The sequence below is a fragment of the Pseudomonas sp. B424 genome, from assembly GCF_055408345.1.
The window spans coordinates 15,955-33,130 of the sequence record NZ_JBUZTL010000038.1 but is presented as its reverse complement, the minus strand read 5'-3'; the positions used below and the strand labels follow the sequence as shown (position 1 = coordinate 33,130).

Sequence of the window (17,176 nt, the reverse complement as noted above, 5' to 3'; positions counted from 1 at the left end):
CTTTCGCATCATCAAACACACCTCAGATTTGGGCGCAATCATAGCGCCCTATTGATGTGTCCGAATTCATTAGGCCAGTTCAAGCCCGCTCCCACAGGGGCTTTCGTCCTTGTGGGAGCGTGGCTTGCCCGCGATGGCATCAGCGCGGTCAAGCAGAGTAATCGAGTCGCGAGTATCGCGAGCAAGCCCGCTCCAGCAGTTCTTAAGCCAGCGCGATATCAGCCGGCGACACAATGCTGGTCTTGGCCCCGCGGGAGCGGCCGGAGCTCAGGTAAGCCGCAATCGACTCCTGGGTCACTTCACCCTGGAACACACGCTCAGCGTCCATGACCGGCAACCACGAACGGTTGAACTCGTACATGCGCGACAGCAGGATGCGCAAGTGTTCCTCGGACGCGGCAGTGGCGGTGAACTCGCGCAGATACTGGCCACAGGTGCCGGTCTGACGGTGCAGGTCGCGACGGCGCACGTAGCCCAGGGCCTTGTTGTCGGCGCAGGTCACGACGACATAACGACGGTCGAGTTCGTCCATCAGCTCCAGCGCTTCGGCCACCGGGGTTTCAGGGCTGACCGACGGCGCGTTGTCGGCAGCGTCTTCGGCCTTGACCAGCAGCAGGCGCTTGAGCGTGCTGTCCTGGCCCACAAAGTTGCTGACAAAATCATCGGCCGGGTGGGCGAGCAGGGTGTCCGGGTGGTCCATCTGCAACAGCTTGCCACCACGGAAAATCGCAATCTTGTCGCCCAGCTTGATGGCTTCGTCGATGTCGTGGCTGACCATGATCACGGTCTTGTTCAGCGCCCGCTGCATCTCGAAGAACTCGTTCTGGATCATCTCGCGGTTGATCGGGTCGACCGCGCCAAAAGGTTCGTCCATTAATAGCAGCGGTGCGTCAGCGGCCAGGGCACGAATCACACCGATCCGCTGTTGCTGGCCACCCGAAAGCTCACGCGGGTAGCGCGTCAGGTACTGCTTGGGTTCGAGCTTGATCATGCTCATCAGTTCGCGCGCACGGTCGTGGCACTTCTGCTTGTCCCAGCCCAGCAGGCGCGGAACGATGGTGATGTTTTCCTCGATGGTCATGTTGGGGAACAGACCGATCTGCTGGATGACATAACCGATGTTGCGACGCAGGGTCACCGGGTCGAGGTCGGTGGTGTCCTCGCCGTTGATCAGGATCTTGCCGGAAGTTGGCTTGATCAGGCGGTTGATCATTTTCAGCGTGGTGCTTTTACCGCAACCCGAAGGCCCGAGGAATACGCAGATTTCGCCTTCGTTGACGGTCAGGCTTACCGAGTCCACGGCTTTTACGTCTTTGCCGTTGCTTTGGAAAGTTTTGCTGAGGTTTTGAAGTTCGATCATTTGAGCAGTCCTTTTGGAGTCAGCGAGCGTTGCAGCCATTGCAGAAGCAGGTCAGCGATGATGGCCAGAACACTGACCAGCACGGCGCCGACGATCAGCATCGACATGTCGCTACGGCTGATTGCAGCAAGAATAAGTACACCCAGGCCGCCGGCACCGATGGTGGCAGCGATGGTCATTACACCGATGTTCATCACCACGGCGGTGCGTACACCGGCCAGGATCACGGGTACCGCGATCGGCAGTTCAACCATGCGCAGGCGCTGGCCGAAGGTCATGCCGATGCCGCGTGCAGCTTCACGGATACCCGGTTCCACACCGGTGAGGGCCAGGAACGTGTTACGCATGATTGGCAGCAGGGAATACAGGAACACCGCCGTGATGGCCGGCATCGGGCCAAGACCCTGGCCGAACTTGGAATAGAACGGCAACAGCAGGCCGAACAGGGCGATAGACGGAATGGTCAGCAGCACGGTGGCGCTGGCTTGCAGGGGGCCGGCCAGTGACGGGAAGCGCGTCATCAGCACGCCCAGCGGCACACCGATCAAGATCGCGAGGATCACGGCAATACCGACCAGGGTGATGTGCTGCCAAGTCAGATGCAGTACTAGCGACCAGTCCATGTGGGAAAAGGCGTTTAAAAATTCCATGTCTTTTCCTTAGTTGAGTGGATGCTGGCGCAGGAAGTCTGCGGCCACCTTGGAGGGGCTTTCGTGGTTCACGTCGACCCGCGCGTTGAGCTGGCGCATGGTTTCGTCGTCAAACAGATCAGCCAGTGGTTTGAGCAAATCCGCCAGGTCAGGATGCTTGTCCAGGTACTCCTGTCGTACCACGGGCGCAGCGGTGTAGTCGGGGAAGTAATGCATGTCGTCCTCGAGCAGCTTGAGATCGAAAGCACTCAAGCGACCGTCAGTGGTGTAGACCAGCCCGGCAAACACCTGACCGTTTTTCAACGAGGTGTAGACCAGCCCTGCGTCCATCTGGCGGATGTTTCTGCGGCTCAGGTCCATGCCGTACAGCTCGACCATACCTTTCAAGCCATCTGAACGATTGGCGAACTCGGTATCCAGTGAAACCAGTGCGTTTTTATTCGCAGGATCTCGCAGCGCCTTGTTCAGGTCGCTGATGGTGTTGATGTCGGGATACTTCTTGGCCACGTCCTCAGGCAACGCCAGGGCATAGGTGTTGCTGAACTTGGACGGGTGCAGCCAGACCAGTCCTTTTTTAGCGTCGAGTTCTTTAACCCGGTCGAAGGATTGCTGGCTGTCGAGTTTTTCGGTCACGTGGTTGTAAGCCACCAGTGACACGCCGGTGTACTCCCAGATCAAGTCCAGTTGCCCGGATTCCTGGGCACTGCGCGCCAGGCTACTGCCCAGTCCACCTGTCACTTGAGCGTTGTAGCCCTTGCTCTTGAGGTATTGCGCAGTAATTTCTGCGAGCAAGGTTTGCTCGGTAAAGACCCGCGCCCCAATCCGGACCAGGGGTTTTTCTGCGGCTTGAACAATTCCTGCGAACAGCAGGATGCAGCCTAAAAACAAGCTTATTTTTTTCATGGATATTCCTTTGCTCAGCCAGACCTTAAACAGGTCGCAGGCCGCGTTCCAACCACCGGCGGCTGATCAGTATCACCAGGCCGTCGAGCAGCAATGCCAGCAGTGCGGTACAGGCCGCCCCGAGGATTAATTGCGGCTGATTGTTAAGGGCGATGCCGGGGAAAATCAGGCTGCCCAGGCTGTTGGCGCCGATAAGGAACGCCAGCGGTGCCGTACCGACGTTGATCGCCAGTGCGACGCGCACGCCACCCATGATGATGGGCACGGCATTGGGCAGTTCGACCCGCCAGAGCACTTGGCGCGGGGTCATGCCGATGCCGACGGCGGCTTCCTTGAGCGAACCCTGTACGTTTTTCAGGCCTTCGTAGGTGTTACGCACAATGGGCAGCAACGAGGCGAGAAACAGGGCGAAGATGGCAGGACCGCTACCGATCCCCAGAAAACCCAGGGCAATGGCCAGTACGGCCAGTGGTGGGACGGTGTTGCCGATGTTGAAGACTTGCATGAAGCGTTCCGCACGTCCGGCCATATTCGGTCGGCTGAGGAAAATGCCAGCGGGTATCCCTACAAGGAGGGCGGCGAGCATTGAAGCGAGTACCAGGTACAGGTGGGCTTGCAGGTAGAACAACAAATCATCTTGATAGTGTTCGATAGTGCTGATGCCGATCCAGTGGACCAACAGGGCCAGAAGCGCGATTACAACCGCACATCCTATAAGCCCTTTTCCATAGCGATTAGCCACAGACGGACTCCTTTTTTTCAGTCGGCGAACACATTGTCGTGTGGCAATGCCATTCCTGGCTGCCAACAATTGCGTTCGCGAAGAGCAACAGGCGGTGGCGAAAAGCGCCCTCATCACCTGTCATTAGCGCAGCCTCGTCAGGCTAACTTGCTGATATTCCAGCCCCTGACGGTTTGTCGTATCAGGAGAGTGGACGCCTCCACTGCTTAAAAGGTTCACATTATTTACGGCACAATGCCACCCTTGTCCGACGAGGCATGGTACCAACGGTGGCTGTGCAGGCCGTATTTGGGCTATAATCCGCGCCCTTTTTTGAATCAATCGTCAGGCGATTTCCCATGACCAACCAGGCCGCCGAAGTCGCGAAACGCCGCACTTTCGCTATTATTTCCCACCCCGATGCGGGTAAGACCACCATCACCGAAAAGCTTCTGCTGATGGGTAAGGCGATTGCTATCGCCGGTACGGTGAAATCGCGAAAGTCCGACCGCCATGCCACCTCCGACTGGATGGAAATGGAGAAACAACGGGGTATTTCGATTACCACGTCGGTCATGCAGTTCCCGTATCGCGACCACATGATCAACCTGCTCGACACCCCGGGCCACGAAGACTTCTCGGAAGACACCTACCGCACACTGACGGCGGTCGACTCGGCCCTGATGGTGCTCGATGGCGGTAAAGGTGTTGAGCCACGGACCATCGCCCTGATGGACGTTTGCCGTCTGCGCGATACGCCAATCGTCAGCTTCATCAACAAACTCGACCGCGATATTCGCGACCCGATCGAGTTGCTGGACGAGATCGAAGCGGTCCTGAAAATCAAGGCTGCGCCGATCACCTGGCCGATTGGTTGCTACCGTGACTTCAAGGGTGTTTACCACCTTGCAGACGACTACATCATCGTTTACACCGCCGGTCACGGCCATGAGCGCACCGATGTCAAAATCATCGAAAAACTCGATTCCGATGAGGCACGTGCCCACTTGGGTGACGAGTACCAGCGTTTCGTCGACCAGCTGGAACTGGTGCAGGGCGCCTGCCACGAATTCAACCAGCAGGAATTCCTTGATGGCCAGCTGACGCCGGTGTTCTTCGGTACTGCACTGGGCAACTTTGGTGTCGACCACGTGCTTGATGCCGTTGTGAACTGGGCTCCCGAGCCGTTGCCCCGTGTGGCCAACGAGCGCACGGTTGAGCCGACCGAAGAGAAATTCAGCGGTTTCGTGTTCAAGATCCAGGCAAACATGGATCCCAAACACCGCGACCGTATCGCCTTTATGCGTATCTGCTCGGGCAGGTACGAAAAGGGCATGAAAATGCGCCACGCGCGTACCGGCAAAGACGTACGAATCGGCGATGCGCTGACGTTCTTCTCCTCTGAGCGTGAACAGCTCGAAGAAGCCTATGCGGGCGACATCATCGGTTTGCACAACCACGGAACCATCCAGATCGGCGACACCTTTACCGAAGGCGAAAGCCTGAGCTTTACCGGTATCCCGCACTTTGCCCCGGAACTGTTCCGTCGCGTGCGCCTGCGCGATCCGCTCAAGTCCAAGCAATTGCGTCAGGGTTTGCAGCAACTGGCCGAAGAGGGCGCCACCCAGGTGTTCTTCCCGGAGCGCAGCAACGACATCATTCTGGGCGCCGTGGGTGTGCTGCAGTTTGACGTGGTCGCGAGCCGCCTGAAGGGCGAGTACAAGGTGGAATGCTCCTACGAGCCAATCACCGTGTGGTCGGCGCGCTGGATTGACTGCAGCGATAAGAAAAAGCTCGAAGAGTTCAAGATCAAGGCTGTGGAAAACCTGGCCATCGATGGCGGCGGTCACCTGACCTACCTGGCTCCGACGCGCGTCAACCTGGCGTTGATGGAAGAGCGCTGGCCGGATGTGAAGTTCCGCGCAACGCGTGAGCACCACTAAGGGCTCAGGCGTCTGGTTGAAAAAAAGCGAAGCCTTTGGGCTTCGCTTTTTTTATGGGCGTGAATTTGTAGCCGCTGCCGAAGGCTGCGATCGAGCCTGAAGGGGTCGTGAAGGCCCTGCGGTCCTTATCGCAGCCTGCGGCAGCGGCTACAAAGTTGTGGTGTTTTTCTACATGGCATTAGTCCAAATGGATCTATAGCGACCTGTGGGTTTTCGGGAAATTGTGAGGCAGGCGAACTAGTTTTAAAGGGTATTTCTCACACACAGGATGGAAATCGCCATGAAGCTTTTTCAACGCATCGTGTTGTTGCTCAAGGTGCTGGTGTTGCTGACGGTGAGTGCGTCGGCGGCATGGGCGAGTAATCCGCTGACCAGCCCGGGGGCAGGGTTTTCTGCGACAGGTGTGCCGGGGCCGACGATTCATGCGATTTACAAGTCGGACTCGGAGCCTGGTGATCAGGGGCAGGGCGGCAGCTCGGGGGATGATGACCAGACCGATGGTGACGGCGGTGCAGATGGCGGTGGCGATAGCGGCGATGGAGGTGATGAGGGTGACGAAGGCGATAGCCAGACGTAGTCCTTGAACTGTGGGAGCAGGCTTGCTCGCGATGCAGACGACCCGGTCTGTCTGGATAACCGAGTCGAATCTATCGCGAGCAAGCCCGCTCCCGCATAAGCGTCAGTCAGTTAGAAACTGTTCCGCGTGATGGCAGGCAACCTGGCGGTTGTCGAGCAGGCGCAAGGCCGGCTCGACAGTGCTGCACAACTCGGTCGCATAGGGGCAGCGCTTGTGGAAAGCACAGCCTGACGGCGGATTCAGCGGGTTGGGCAGCTCACCCACGATCTTGATTTTCGGCTTGTCCGGGTCCGGGTGGATGGTCGGGGTGGCCGAGAGCAATGCCTGGGTGTAGGGATGCAACGGCCGGGTGTAGATCTCTTCCTTGGGCCCCATTTCGACCGGGCGGCCCAGGTACATCACCAATACCGTGTCAGCCACATGCCGCACCACCGCCAGGTTGTGCGAGATGAAAACGTAGGCGGTGTTGAACTCTTGCTGCAAGTCCATGAACAGGTTGAGCACCTGCGCCTGAATCGACACGTCGAGCGCGGAGGTCGGTTCGTCGGCCACCAGCACCTTGGGTTGCAGCATCATGGCCCGTGCCAGGGCAATACGCTGACGCTGACCGCCCGAGAACATGTGCGGGTAGCGATGGTAGTGCTCAGGGCGCAAGCCGACCTGTTTCATCATGGCCTGGACTTTTTCGCGGCGTTCGCTGGCGCTCAGGTTGGTGTTGATCAGCAGCGGCTCGGCCAGCTGGTCACCCACTTTCTGCCGCGGGTTCAGCGAGGCGTAAGGGCTCTGGAACACCATCTGCACGTCTTTGCGCAGTTGCTTGCGCTCAGCCTTGTTGGCGCCCGTCACTTCCTGCCCGGCAATTTTCAACGAGCCCGAGGACGGCTCCTCAATCAAGGTCAGGGCGCGGGCCAGGGTGGACTTGCCACAACCTGACTCGCCAACCACCGCCAGGGTTTTGCCGGCTTCAAGTTCAAACGACACACCGTTGAGGGCGCGTACCAGTGCGTGGCCTTTGAACAGGCCACGGGACACTTCGTAATGACGGGTTAGGTCACGGGCGGTAAGAACGACAGTCATTACGCCACCTCCTGATTCAAGGGGAAGAAGCAGCGCACCTGGCTATGAGCTTTTTGTTCCAGCTCAGGACGTTGTTGACGGCATTTTTCCTGGACGTACGGGCAGCGTGGCGACAACAGGCAGCCTTGCGGGCGGTCGTAACGCCCCGGCACGATGCCGGGCAAGGTGGCCAGGCGCGCCGAGCCCATGCTGTGTTCCGGAATCGCGGCCAGCAATGCTTCGCTGTACGGGTGCGCGGGCACATCAAACAGCCCCGGTACATTGCCGACTTCAACAGCCTGGCCGGCGTACATCACGCAGACCCGCTGGGCGGTTTCGGCGACCACGGCCAGGTCGTGGGTGATCAGTACCAGGCCCATGTCCTGCTCGCGCTGCAGGTTGAGCAGCAGCTCCATGATCTGGGCTTGAATGGTCACGTCCAGCGCGGTAGTCGGCTCGTCAGCGATCAGCAGTTTGGGCTCACCGGCAATGGCCATGGCAATCGCCACGCGTTGGCTCATGCCACCCGACAACTGGTGCGGGTAGGCTTCCATGCGGCTGGCAGCCCCCGGAATTTCGACTTTTTCCAGCAGCTCTATCGCCCGTTTGCGCGCAGCTTTGCTGGACATTTTCAGGTGCAGGCGCAGCACTTCTTCGATCTGGAAGCCCACGGTGTAGCTGGGGTTCAGCGCGGTCATCGGGTCCTGAAAGACCATGGCCATGTCTTTGCCGACGATTTGCCGGCGTTGACGGGCGCTGAGGGTCAGCATGTTCTTGCCGTCGAAGTTCAGCGCGTCGGCGGTCACGATGCCGGGGTGCTCGATCAGGCCCATCAGCGCCATCATGGTCACGGACTTGCCGGACCCCGACTCGCCCACAATGGCCAGGACTTCGCCTTTATCCACAGACAGGCTCAGGCCGTCGACCACCGGCACCGCCTTGGCGTCGCCAAAACGAACGTTGAGATTCTTGATTTCTAACAGTGACATGGGAATCTCCTCAGGCGGCGTTCTTGAGTTTCGGGTCCAGCGCATCGCGCAGCCCGTCGCCCATCAGGTTGATTGCCAGCACGCTGAGCAAAATGGTCAGACCGGGCAGGCTCACCACCCACCAGGCGCGTTCGATGTAGTCACGGGCCGAGGCGAGCATGGTGCCCCACTCCGGAGTTGGCGGCTGTACGCCCAAACCGAGGAAGCCCAGTGCCGCGGCGTCGAGAATTGCCGAGGAGAAACTGAGGGTGGCCTGAACGATCAACGGCGCCATGCAGTTGGGCAGCACGGTGACGAACATCAGGCGCGGCAAGCTGGCACCGGCCAGGCGGGCAGCGGTCACGTAGTCGCGATTGAGCTCGCCCATGACGGCGGCCCGGGTCAGACGCACGTAGGACGGCAAGGACACGATGGCGATGGCGATCACGGTGTTGATCAGGCCAGGGCCGAGGATGGCGACAATCGCCACGGCCAGCAGCAGGGATGGCAGGGCCAGCATGATGTCCATCAAGCGCATGATGGTCGGGCCGAGGAGGCGCGGGAAGAACCCGGCAAACAGCCCCAGGATCACGCCCGGAATCAGCGAGATCACCACCGACGACAAACCGATCAGCAGCGACAGGCGCGAGCCTTCAATCAGGCGCGACAGCAGGTCACGGCCCAGTTCGTCGGTGCCGAGCAAAAATTGCCACTGGCCGCCTTCGAGCCAGACCGGCGGGGTCAGCAGGAAGTCGCGGTACTGCTCGCTCGGGCTATGGGGCGCGACCCACGGGGCAAAGATCGCGCAGAACACGATGACGCACATGAACATCAGGCCGGCAACGGCCCCTTTGTTCCGGGAGAACGCGTGCCAGAATTCTTTGTAAGGCGATGGATAAAGCAGGCTTTGATCCACTTCGGTAGCGTTTGTAGATGAAGTCATGGTCAGGATCTCAGCGCTGGTGGCGGATGCGTGGGTTGGCAAAGCCGTAGAGGATGTCCACTACGAAGTTGACCAGAATCACCAGGCAGGCGATTAGCAGAATGCCGTTTTGCACCACGGGATAGTCCCGGGCGCCGATGGCTTCGATCAGCCACTTGCCGATACCGGGCCAGGAGAAGATGGTTTCGGTCAGGACGGCACCGGCCAGCAGGGTGCCGACTTGCAGGCCGACCACGGTCAGTACCGGGATCAGGGCATTGCGCAGGCCATGCACGAACACCACGCGCGCAGGCGACAGGCCTTTGGCGCGGGCGGTACGGATGTAGTCTTCGCGCAGCACTTCGAGCATGGATGAACGGGTCATGCGGGCGATCACGGCCAGCGGGATGGTGCCCAGCACGATGGCGGGCAGGATCATGTGGTGCAGCGCGTCCCAAAAGGCTTCGGGTTCATCGCTGAGCAGGGTGTCGATGAGCATGAAGCCGGTTTTGGGCTCAATGTCGTACAAGAGGTCGATCCGCCCGGAAACCGGGGTCCAGCCCAGGCCCACCGAGAAGAACATGATCAGAATCAGGCCCCACCAGAAGATTGGCATCGAATAACCCGCCAGGGAGATGCCCATCACCCCGTGGTCAAATAACGAGCCTCGCTTGAGCGCAGCGATAACCCCCGCCAGTAACCCGAAGATGCCGGCGAACAAGAGCGCCGCTGACGCCAGTTCAAGGGTGGCAGGGAACAGCGCGGAAAATTCGGTCCACACGCTTTCACGGGTTCTCAATGACTCGCCCAAATCGCCATGGGCGAGCTTGGTGACGTAGTCAATATATTGTTCATAGAGCGGCTTGTTCAGGCCCAGACGTTCCATGGCCTGGGCGTGCATTTCGGGATCGACCCGACGCTCACCCATCATGACTTCAACCGGATCGCCCGGGATCATGCGGATCAGGGCAAAGGTCAGCAGGGTGATGCCGAAGAAAGTGGGGATCAACAACCCCACTCGGCGGGCAATAAAACTAAACATCGTGTGGTGTACCTCATCAGCCGGTTAGGCAGGTCCGCCAGTGTTCAAGTGAATCCTGGCGGGTGTTTTATTGTTCTACTTCACCTGGGTCGTGGCGAAGTTGTTGTTGGTCAGCGGGCTAAGGGTATAGCCCTCGACGTTTTTGCGCATGGCTGTAAAGAGCATAGGATGGGTTACGTTAATCCAGGGTTGATCTTGATTGAAAATGAGCTGCGCCTGTTCATAGAGTGCAGCCCGTTCAGCGGGTTCACTGATATTTCGGGCCCTGGTAATCAGGGCTTCGAAGTCTTTATTGCACCAGCGTGCGTAGTTCTCGCCATTTTTGGCGGCCTCGCAGCTAAGCAGCGGGGTCAGGAAGTTGTCCGGGTCGCCGTTATCGCCGCCCCATCCCGTAGAGACCAGATCATGCTCGCCACTCTTGGCGCGCTTGAGCATTTCGCCCCATTCCATGACGCGAATGTCCAGTTTGATGCCGACCTGGGCAAGGTCCGACTGCAGCAATTGCGCGCCCAGCATCGGGTTGGGGTTGGTTGGCCCGCCACCGTTACGGGTGAACAGGGTCATTACCGTGCCTGGCGGTACGCCGGCTTCCTTGAGCAGCGCCCGGGCCTTGTCCAGGTCGCGGGGCGGGCTTTGAATGCTTTTGTTGTAGCCAAGCATGGTGGGCGGGTACGGGTTGATCGCGATCAGCGCGTTGCCTTCACCGTGCACGGTGTTGAGGTAGGTCTGTTTGTCGAAGGCGATGTCGATGGCTTTGCGCACCCGTACATCACTCAGGTATTTGTGGCTGGAGTTCATGGCGATATAGCTGGTCATCAGCGCTGCCAGTTCATCGACCTTGAGGTTCGGGTCGGTGCGGATGTTTTTGACGTCATCGGGCTTGGGGTACAGCGCAATCTGGCATTCGTTGGCCTTGAGCTTTTGCAGGCGCACGTTGCTGTCAGTGGTGATGGCGAAGATCAGTGCATCGGTAGGCGGTTTGCCACGGAAGTAGTCCGGGTTGGCCTTGAAGCGTACCTGGGCATCTTTGTTGTACCGCACGAAGATAAACGGGCCGGTGCCGATGGGCTTGTTGTTCAGGTCCGCTGTTTTGCCGGACTTGAGCAGCTGGTCGGCGTACTCAGCTGAATAGATGGACGTGAAAGGCATGGCCACGTCGCGCAAAAATGGTGCTTCAGCGTGGTTGAGGGTGATTTTTACTGTCAGGTCGTCAACTTTTTCGACGCTTTTGAGCAGGCCTTTGAAGCCCATGCTTTCAAAGTAGGGGTAACCGACCAACGACAGTTTGTGCCACGGGTGATTCGGGTCCAGCTGGCGCTGGAAACTCCAGACAACATCGTCGGCGTTCAGGGTTCGGGTCGGTTTGAAGTAATCGGTGGTGTGGAATTTCACGCCGGGGCGCAGGTAAAAGGTGTACTCAAGACCGTCGGGGCTGATGTCCCATCGTTCGGCCAGGGCGGGTTCAACATTTGTCGTACCGGGAGCAAAGTCGGCCAGGCGGTTGAGGATGGTTTCAGCTGAGGCATCGGCCGTTACGGCAGTGGTGAACTGGACGATATCGAACCCTTCAGGGCTGGCTTCGGTGCAGACCACCAGGTTTTTGGCCGAAACACTGACCGCTGTACTAAGCAGTGCCACGGCGATGGCGGTGCGTAGTGGAAGTCTTTTCATGGCAATCCTCTCCAATCAGTTGAACCAGCGTAACGACGACGGCTGATTCGTCGAATCAGCCGCGGTCCTTGTGTGCAACGGGTGTGTTTACAGAATGTTGAACGGGATGGTGGTTACCAGACGGAACTCGTTGATGTTGCCGTCAGACTGGTTTTTGCTGGCGCGGTGGGTGGTGTAGGTCGCGCGGATGGCAGTGGCTTTCAGTGGACCGCTTTGAACAGCATAGGAAGTGCCAATGCTGTATTCGGAGTGATCTTCGCCGTCCATGTTTTTCACGTCGTAGGCGGTGCCTTTGTACTTGGTACCGTCAATGTCCCAGCCGCGAGCGTGGTAAGCGTTGAACTTCAGGCCTGGAATGCCGTATTGCGCCATGTTGATGCTGTAGGCCAGTTGCAGCGACTTCTCGTTCGGGCCGTTGAAGTCCGAGAGCAGGGAGTTGGCCAGGTAGATACCGTTGGTTTCGTGCAGGTAGTCGAAGTACTCGTCGCCGACGATTTGCTGGAACGCCAGGGTCACGGTATGGGCCTGGTGGGTCAGGCCGAATGCCAGGCTGTAGGCATCGTTGTTGATGTTGCCCAGGGCCTTGCTGCCGGTATCTAGGGTTTTGTAGTAGTTGAGATTGGTGTTCAGGCCCAGCACGGCGTTGTCGCCGATGTCGTGTACGGCGCCGAAGTAGTACTGGTTCCAGAAGTCTTCAACGTGAGTCGCGTACAGCGTGGTTTTCAGGTTTTTGAACGGCTGATAGTTCAGGCCTGCAACGCTGGCACGGTCAGTCTCGGCACCGGCTGCGCCGTATTCGCTGCGAAACTTGCTCAGGCTTTGTTCGGTACGCGGGGATACGCGGTCGAAGGAGCCTGCGTCGAAGGACAGGTTGTTGAACTCTTCACTGTGCAGGCCCACACCCTGGAAGCTGGAAGGCAGTGCGCGGTTGCCGATCACATCGATGGTCGGGCTGCTGAAGTTCTGCCGGCCTACGGTCAGTGTGGTGTTGGAGATGCGTGCGCTGAGGTTGGCCAGGCCCAGTTTGCTCCACTGGCCGACGGCATCGCCGTCGCTGTGGGTGAGGGTGCGGTTGTTCGGGCCGGCGATGTCCTTGGCGTCACGGTCCAGTGCAATGGCGTTGTAAGCCGCAAACTGGGTACTGAAGCCAATGGTGCCCTGGGTGAAGCCCGACTTGTAATCGAGGATGGTGCCCTGCACCCAGTTGATCCGGCGCGGGGTGGACTCGCGGGTGCCATGCTTGTTGTAGCTGAAGCGATCATCGCGACGCTTGAGTTCGTTGGCGTACCAGTTGCGGGTGGTACCGCTCAGTGTCTGCTCCTCAATGAAGCCCTTGGTTTCGCTTTGAGCGCTGGTGGCTTTCAATTCGGTAGGCATGAACTCATCGGCATGTGCCATCGCCGTGAGGCTGCTGATGGACAAGGCTAACAACGCGCTGCTAGTGACTTTCATGGTTGAGGCTCCTTTGTTTTCTTTTTTTATTGCCGGCCTTTTTTTGTTGGCCAAGCTGTTGTGGAACATTTAAAGCGTTGCAAACGTTTGCCTGGTTGCAGATCGGCGAAGCTTCGGCGGACCACTTCCAGTGGCCTGCCGAGGCCGGGACGATTTGCGGGCTTAGTCTTTGAGGCTGACACCCGAGAAGGCGTTGCGTCCGAAGGGGCTGACCTTGAACCCTTCGACTTTGGCGCTTAACGGCTGGTTGACCGTGGAGTGTGCAATCGGTGTGATCGGCACCTGTTGCTTGAGCAACTGCTGGGCCTGTTTGTAGAGCACCGTGCGTTGGTCACGGTCGGTGACGGTCTTGGCTTTTTTGACCAGTGCGTCGTAGTCCTTGTCGCACCACATGGAGTAGTTATTGCCGCCAATGGCGTCGCAGCTGTACAGCGTGCCGAGCCAGTTGTCCGGGTCACCGTTGTCGCCGGTCCAGCCAATCAGGCTGATGTCGTGCTCGCCATTTTTGGTGCGCTTGATGTACTCGCCCCATTCATAGCTGACGATCTTGACCTTGAGCCCGACCTTGCCCCAGTCCGACTGCAGCATTTCGGCCATGAGCTTGGCGTTCGGGTTGTAAGGACGCTGTACGGGCATGGCCCACAGGGTGATTTCGGTGCCTTCCTTGACGCCTGCGGCCTTGAGCAGCTCTTTGGCTTTTTCAGGGTTGTAGGGGGCGTCAACGATGGTTTCGTCGTAGGACCATTGGGTAGGCGGCATGGCATTGACTGCCTTTTGGCCTGCGCCCTGGTACACGGCCTTGAGGATCTCGTCCTTGTTGACGGCCATGTCCAGCGCCTGACGCACTTGCAACTGGTCAAACGGCTTGTGCTGCACGTTGTAGGCGATGTAACCGAGGTTGAAGCCGGGCTTCTCGATGACCTGCAGCTTCGGGTCTGCCTTGAGGGCAGCGACGTCTGCCGGGCGCGGGCTCAGCGAAACCTGGCACTCGTTCTTGCGCAGCTTTTGCATGCGGGCGGAGGCATCGACGTTGATCGAGAAAATCAAGTTATCGAGTTTGACCTGGCTCGGGTCCCAATATTCCTTGTTGGCGGCATACCGGATGTTCGAGTCTTTTTGATAGCGCTGGAACACATACGGCCCGGTACCGACCGGCTTCTGGTTGATGTCGCTGGGTTTGCCGGTCTTGAGCAGTTGATCGGCGTATTCGGCGGACAGGATCGCGGCAAAGCTCATGGCCAGGTTTTGAATAAAGGCGGCGTCTACCGAATTGAGCTTCATGACCACGGTCATCGGGTCGGTTTTTTCGACGCTGGCGATATTCTTGTCCAGGCTCATCCCGGTGAAGTAAGGGAACTCGGTCGGGTAAGCCTTACGGAACGGGTGCTCGGGATTAAGCATGCGGTTGAATGTAAAGAGCACGTCATCGGCATTCAAATTACGGGTCGGAGTGAACCACTTGGTGGTGTGAAACTTGACCCCGTCACGCAGGTGGAAGGTATAGGTCAGGCCGTCCTCGGAAATATCCCAGCGAGTGGCGAGGGCCGGGCCCGCGGCGGTGCCGCCTTTTTCGAATTCGGCGAGGCGGTTGTAGATCGGCTCGGCCGCGTCGTTGTCGGTGGCGGTGGTGTACTGCGCGGTATCAAAACCGGCAGGGCTGCCTTCAGAGCAAAACACCAGGCTGTTGGCGGCGCTCGCGAGCGGGCTGCCGGCAAGTACGCCGGCACTGAGCAAAACAGATAAAACCAGAGGGTTGCGCATGGCGATCCCATTCCTTTTTGTTATTGAGTCCTGAATACGCGCTTTGGCAGCTGCGCGGTCGCTCAGGCGTCAACTTCACAGCAACGGTGCTGTAACCGGCGCAATAGAGAGGCCGTACGCCGACGTTAGAGGGGCGACGAGCAGGAGTAAATGCGTCGGGACTGACCGAGCTGTAGGAAAAATCTCGACGTCTTATAGCCTCCGCTGTAGTTCGCGGTGGCTTTAAGCTGAAGGATATTTCCGACGCCTTGGCGGGTAAGCAAATGCGGCTTTGTAGCCGCATTCACCGGTCCTTTATTTGGTGATGCTGACTCCGTAGAAGGAGTTCAAGCCGAACGGGCTGATCTTGAAATCCTCTACGTTTTTGCGCATCGGTTGATACACCGTCGAGTGTGCGATAGGTGTCATTGGGACTTGGCTTTTGAGCAGTTGCTGCGCCTGTTGGTACAGTTTTGTGCGCTCTGCAACATCGGTGGTGGCCTTGGCGGCTTTAACCAGCTTGTCGAACTGCGGGTCGCACCACTTGGAGAAGTTGTTGCCTTCCAGCGAGTCGCAACCGAACAGCGTGCCGAGCCAGTTGTCCGGGTCACCGTTGTCGCCGCTCCAGCCAATCAGCATCGCGCCGTTCTCACCGCCCTTGGAGCGCTTGATGTACTCGCCCCATTCATAGGTCATGATCTTGGCCTTGATGCCGATCTTGCTCCAGTCGGACTGAAGCATTTCCGCCATCAACTTGGCATTTGGGTTGTAAGGACGTTGAACCGGCATGGCCCACAGGGTGATTTCGGTGCCGTCCTTGATCCCCGCTTCTTTAAGCAGCTGCTTGGCTTTTTCCGGATCGAAAGGAGCGTCCTTGATGCTGGTGTCATACGACCATTGGGTCGGCGGCATGGAGCCAACAGCCAGCTGGCCTGCACCCTGGTACACCGAGTCGATGATTTGCTGCTTGTTCACCGACATGTCCAGCGCCTGACGGACCTTGAGCTGGGCCATCGGGTTCGGCTCGTTGCTGCCCTTGATCTTGTCCATCACGTTGTAGGCGATGTAGCCGAGGTTGAAGCCTGCCTGGTGAGGCATCTTCAGGTTTGGATCTTCGCCAAGGGCCTTGAGGTCTGCCGGGCGCGGGAAGAGGGTGACCTGGCACTCGTTCTTTTTAAGCTTCTGGATGCGCACCGACGGGTCGGTGGTGATGGCGAAGATCAGGTTGTCGATCTTGACGTCTTCAGGCTTCCAGTAGTCCTTGTTGCCGGTGTAACGGATGTTCGAGTCTTTCTGGTAGCTCTTGAATACAAACGGGCCGGTGCCGATCGGTTTCTGGTTGATATCGGCAGGCTTGCCTTCCTTGAGCAGCTTGTCGGCGTACTCGGCGGACTGGAGGGAGGCAAAGCTCATGGCCAGGTTCTGGATGAATGCGGCATCGACCGTGTTCAGCGTGAAGCGCACGGTCTTGTCGTCGATTTTTTCCACCTTGGCGATGTTTTTATCCATGCCCATGTCGGTGAAATAAGGGAATTCGGTGGGGTAGACCTTACGGAACGGCATGTCTTTGTCGAGCATGCGGTTGAACGTGAAGAGCACGTCGTCGGCGTTGAAATCACGGGTCGGTTTGAAGTACGGCGTGGTGTGGAACTTGACGCCATCACGCAGGTGGAAGGTCCATGTCAGGTTGTCCGGCGAGACATCCCAGCTGGTCGCCAGGCCTGGCTCAACGGCGGTGCCGCCACGCTGGAACTGGCTCAGACGGTTGAACATGGTCTCTGCCGACGCATCGAAGTCAGTGCCGGTGGTGTACTGGCCCGGGTCAAAACCGGCCGGGCTGCCTTCGGAGCAGAACACCAGGTTGGTCGCTGCGTGGGCGAAAGGTGCACTTGCCAACAGGCTGGCGCCTACTAAAAACGGAATGACCGCGTGTTTGAACATGGTGGCCTCATGATTTTTGTCATTTTTGGTTTGAGGGCGACCTTGTGAGTCGACCCGGCGATACTTATGCACAGCCCATACCCAATGCAATATGCGGAAGTGATTGAAGCTCTAAAACGTGGAACGATCGTACAAGAATGTCGCTTATATATAACTAATGACGCATTTGATCGTTTGCGTCCTGCTTTTAGACGCATTTACTTACATGTCTTGAGGCCTCCTGAACGTCA

General features: G+C 58.3%; 14 protein-coding genes. 2 read left to right on the top strand and 12 right to left on the bottom strand.

Translation table 11 applies throughout. The features are described 5' to 3' along the window. Positions 1–202 precede the first annotated feature (202 nt). From ACZRMS_RS24830 to ACZRMS_RS24815, 4 genes are read right to left on the bottom strand one after another with little or no spacing between them, the layout of a single operon-like run. Positions 203–1,360, bottom strand: coding sequence for an osmoprotectant ABC transporter ATP-binding protein OsmV (locus ACZRMS_RS24830; RefSeq protein WP_463997470.1), 1,158 nt, complete (start codon positions 1,358–1,360; stop codon positions 203–205). Next, positions 1,357–2,010, bottom strand: a complete 654-nt coding sequence (locus tag ACZRMS_RS24825) for an ABC transporter permease (protein ID WP_463997469.1) — start codon at positions 2,008–2,010, stop codon at positions 1,357–1,359. Before ACZRMS_RS24825 ends, ACZRMS_RS24830 begins: the two co-directional genes overlap by 4 nt. A gap of 9 nt (positions 2,011–2,019) precedes the next feature. Next, positions 2,020–2,913, bottom strand: coding sequence for a glycine betaine ABC transporter substrate-binding protein (locus tag ACZRMS_RS24820; RefSeq protein ID WP_463997468.1), 894 nt, complete (start codon positions 2,911–2,913; stop codon positions 2,020–2,022). Positions 2,914–2,938: 25 nt separating this feature from the next. Continuing rightward, entirely contained in the window at positions 2,939–3,655 is a 717-nt protein-coding gene (locus ACZRMS_RS24815; RefSeq protein WP_048359225.1) for an ABC transporter permease, read from the bottom strand. A gap of 338 nt (positions 3,656–3,993) precedes the next feature. On the opposite strand from ACZRMS_RS24815, the gene ACZRMS_RS24810 reads away from it, so the two are divergent. Both ACZRMS_RS24810 and ACZRMS_RS24805 read left to right on the top strand, forming a co-directional pair. Further along, positions 3,994–5,577: a peptide chain release factor 3 gene (locus ACZRMS_RS24810; RefSeq protein ID WP_463997467.1), complete on the top strand. Its 1,584-nt coding sequence runs from the start codon at positions 3,994–3,996 to the stop codon at positions 5,575–5,577. Between the two features lie 280 nt (positions 5,578–5,857). Beyond that, on the top strand, positions 5,858–6,154 hold the full coding sequence (locus ACZRMS_RS24805) for a hypothetical protein (protein WP_463997466.1): 297 nt from the start codon (positions 5,858–5,860) through the stop codon (positions 6,152–6,154). Positions 6,155–6,256: 102 nt separating this feature from the next. On the opposite strand, the gene ACZRMS_RS24800 is transcribed toward ACZRMS_RS24805, so the two are convergent. The 8 genes from ACZRMS_RS24800 to ACZRMS_RS24765 form a co-directional block, all read right to left on the bottom strand. Further along, a complete protein-coding gene (locus tag ACZRMS_RS24800; RefSeq protein WP_463997465.1) occupies positions 6,257–7,231 on the bottom strand; it encodes a peptide ABC transporter ATP-binding protein in 975 nt (324 codons plus the stop codon). Then, positions 7,231–8,199 (bottom strand): ABC transporter ATP-binding protein, encoded by a 969-nt coding sequence (locus ACZRMS_RS24795; protein ID WP_463997464.1) that lies wholly within the window; start codon positions 8,197–8,199, stop codon positions 7,231–7,233. Before ACZRMS_RS24795 ends, ACZRMS_RS24800 begins: the two co-directional genes overlap by 1 nt. 10 nt (positions 8,200–8,209) lie before the next feature. Next, a complete protein-coding gene (locus tag ACZRMS_RS24790; protein ID WP_463997463.1) occupies positions 8,210–9,121 on the bottom strand; it encodes an ABC transporter permease subunit in 912 nt (303 codons plus the stop codon). A gap of 10 nt (positions 9,122–9,131) precedes the next feature. Next, complete coding sequence (locus tag ACZRMS_RS24785) at positions 9,132–10,142, bottom strand: ABC transporter permease subunit (protein ID WP_463997462.1); 1,011 nt, start codon at positions 10,140–10,142, stop codon at positions 9,132–9,134. 75 nt (positions 10,143–10,217) lie between these two features. Continuing rightward, entirely contained in the window at positions 10,218–11,813 is a 1,596-nt protein-coding gene (locus ACZRMS_RS24780) for an ABC transporter substrate-binding protein (protein WP_463997461.1), read from the bottom strand. Positions 11,814–11,900: 87 nt separating this feature from the next. Then, positions 11,901–13,265, bottom strand: a complete 1,365-nt coding sequence (locus ACZRMS_RS24775) for an OprD family porin (RefSeq protein ID WP_463997460.1) — start codon at positions 13,263–13,265, stop codon at positions 11,901–11,903. Between the two features lie 162 nt (positions 13,266–13,427). Next, positions 13,428–15,026, bottom strand: coding sequence for an ABC transporter substrate-binding protein (locus ACZRMS_RS24770; RefSeq protein WP_463997459.1), 1,599 nt, complete (start codon positions 15,024–15,026; stop codon positions 13,428–13,430). A gap of 294 nt (positions 15,027–15,320) precedes the next feature. Continuing rightward, positions 15,321–16,946, bottom strand: coding sequence for an ABC transporter substrate-binding protein (locus ACZRMS_RS24765; RefSeq protein WP_463997458.1), 1,626 nt, complete (start codon positions 16,944–16,946; stop codon positions 15,321–15,323). Positions 16,947–17,176 lie beyond the last annotated feature (230 nt).

Excerpts from the sequence above, each read along its gene's own strand:
- ACZRMS_RS24830 (WP_463997470.1), bottom strand. The coding sequence starts at position 1,360 with ATGATCGAACTTCAAAACCTCAGCAAAACTTTCCAAAGCAACGGCAAA.
- ACZRMS_RS24825 (WP_463997469.1), bottom strand. The coding sequence starts at position 2,010 with ATGGAATTTTTAAACGCCTTTTCCCACATGGACTGGTCGCTAGTACTG.
- ACZRMS_RS24820 (WP_463997468.1), bottom strand. The coding sequence starts at position 2,913 with ATGAAAAAAATAAGCTTGTTTTTAGGCTGCATCCTGCTGTTCGCAGGA.
- ACZRMS_RS24810 (WP_463997467.1), top strand. The coding sequence starts at position 3,994 with ATGACCAACCAGGCCGCCGAAGTCGCGAAACGCCGCACTTTCGCTATT.
- ACZRMS_RS24805 (WP_463997466.1), top strand. The coding sequence starts at position 5,858 with ATGAAGCTTTTTCAACGCATCGTGTTGTTGCTCAAGGTGCTGGTGTTG.
- ACZRMS_RS24800 (WP_463997465.1), bottom strand. The coding sequence starts at position 7,231 with ATGACTGTCGTTCTTACCGCCCGTGACCTAACCCGTCATTACGAAGTG.
- ACZRMS_RS24795 (WP_463997464.1), bottom strand. The coding sequence starts at position 8,199 with ATGTCACTGTTAGAAATCAAGAATCTCAACGTTCGTTTTGGCGACGCC.
- ACZRMS_RS24790 (WP_463997463.1), bottom strand. The coding sequence starts at position 9,121 with ATGACTTCATCTACAAACGCTACCGAAGTGGATCAAAGCCTGCTTTAT.
- ACZRMS_RS24785 (WP_463997462.1), bottom strand. The coding sequence starts at position 10,142 with ATGTTTAGTTTTATTGCCCGCCGAGTGGGGTTGTTGATCCCCACTTTC.
- ACZRMS_RS24780 (WP_463997461.1), bottom strand. The coding sequence starts at position 11,813 with ATGAAAAGACTTCCACTACGCACCGCCATCGCCGTGGCACTGCTTAGT.
- ACZRMS_RS24775 (WP_463997460.1), bottom strand. The coding sequence starts at position 13,265 with ATGAAAGTCACTAGCAGCGCGTTGTTAGCCTTGTCCATCAGCAGCCTC.
- ACZRMS_RS24770 (WP_463997459.1), bottom strand. The coding sequence starts at position 15,026 with ATGCGCAACCCTCTGGTTTTATCTGTTTTGCTCAGTGCCGGCGTACTT.
- ACZRMS_RS24765 (WP_463997458.1), bottom strand. The coding sequence starts at position 16,946 with ATGTTCAAACACGCGGTCATTCCGTTTTTAGTAGGCGCCAGCCTGTTG.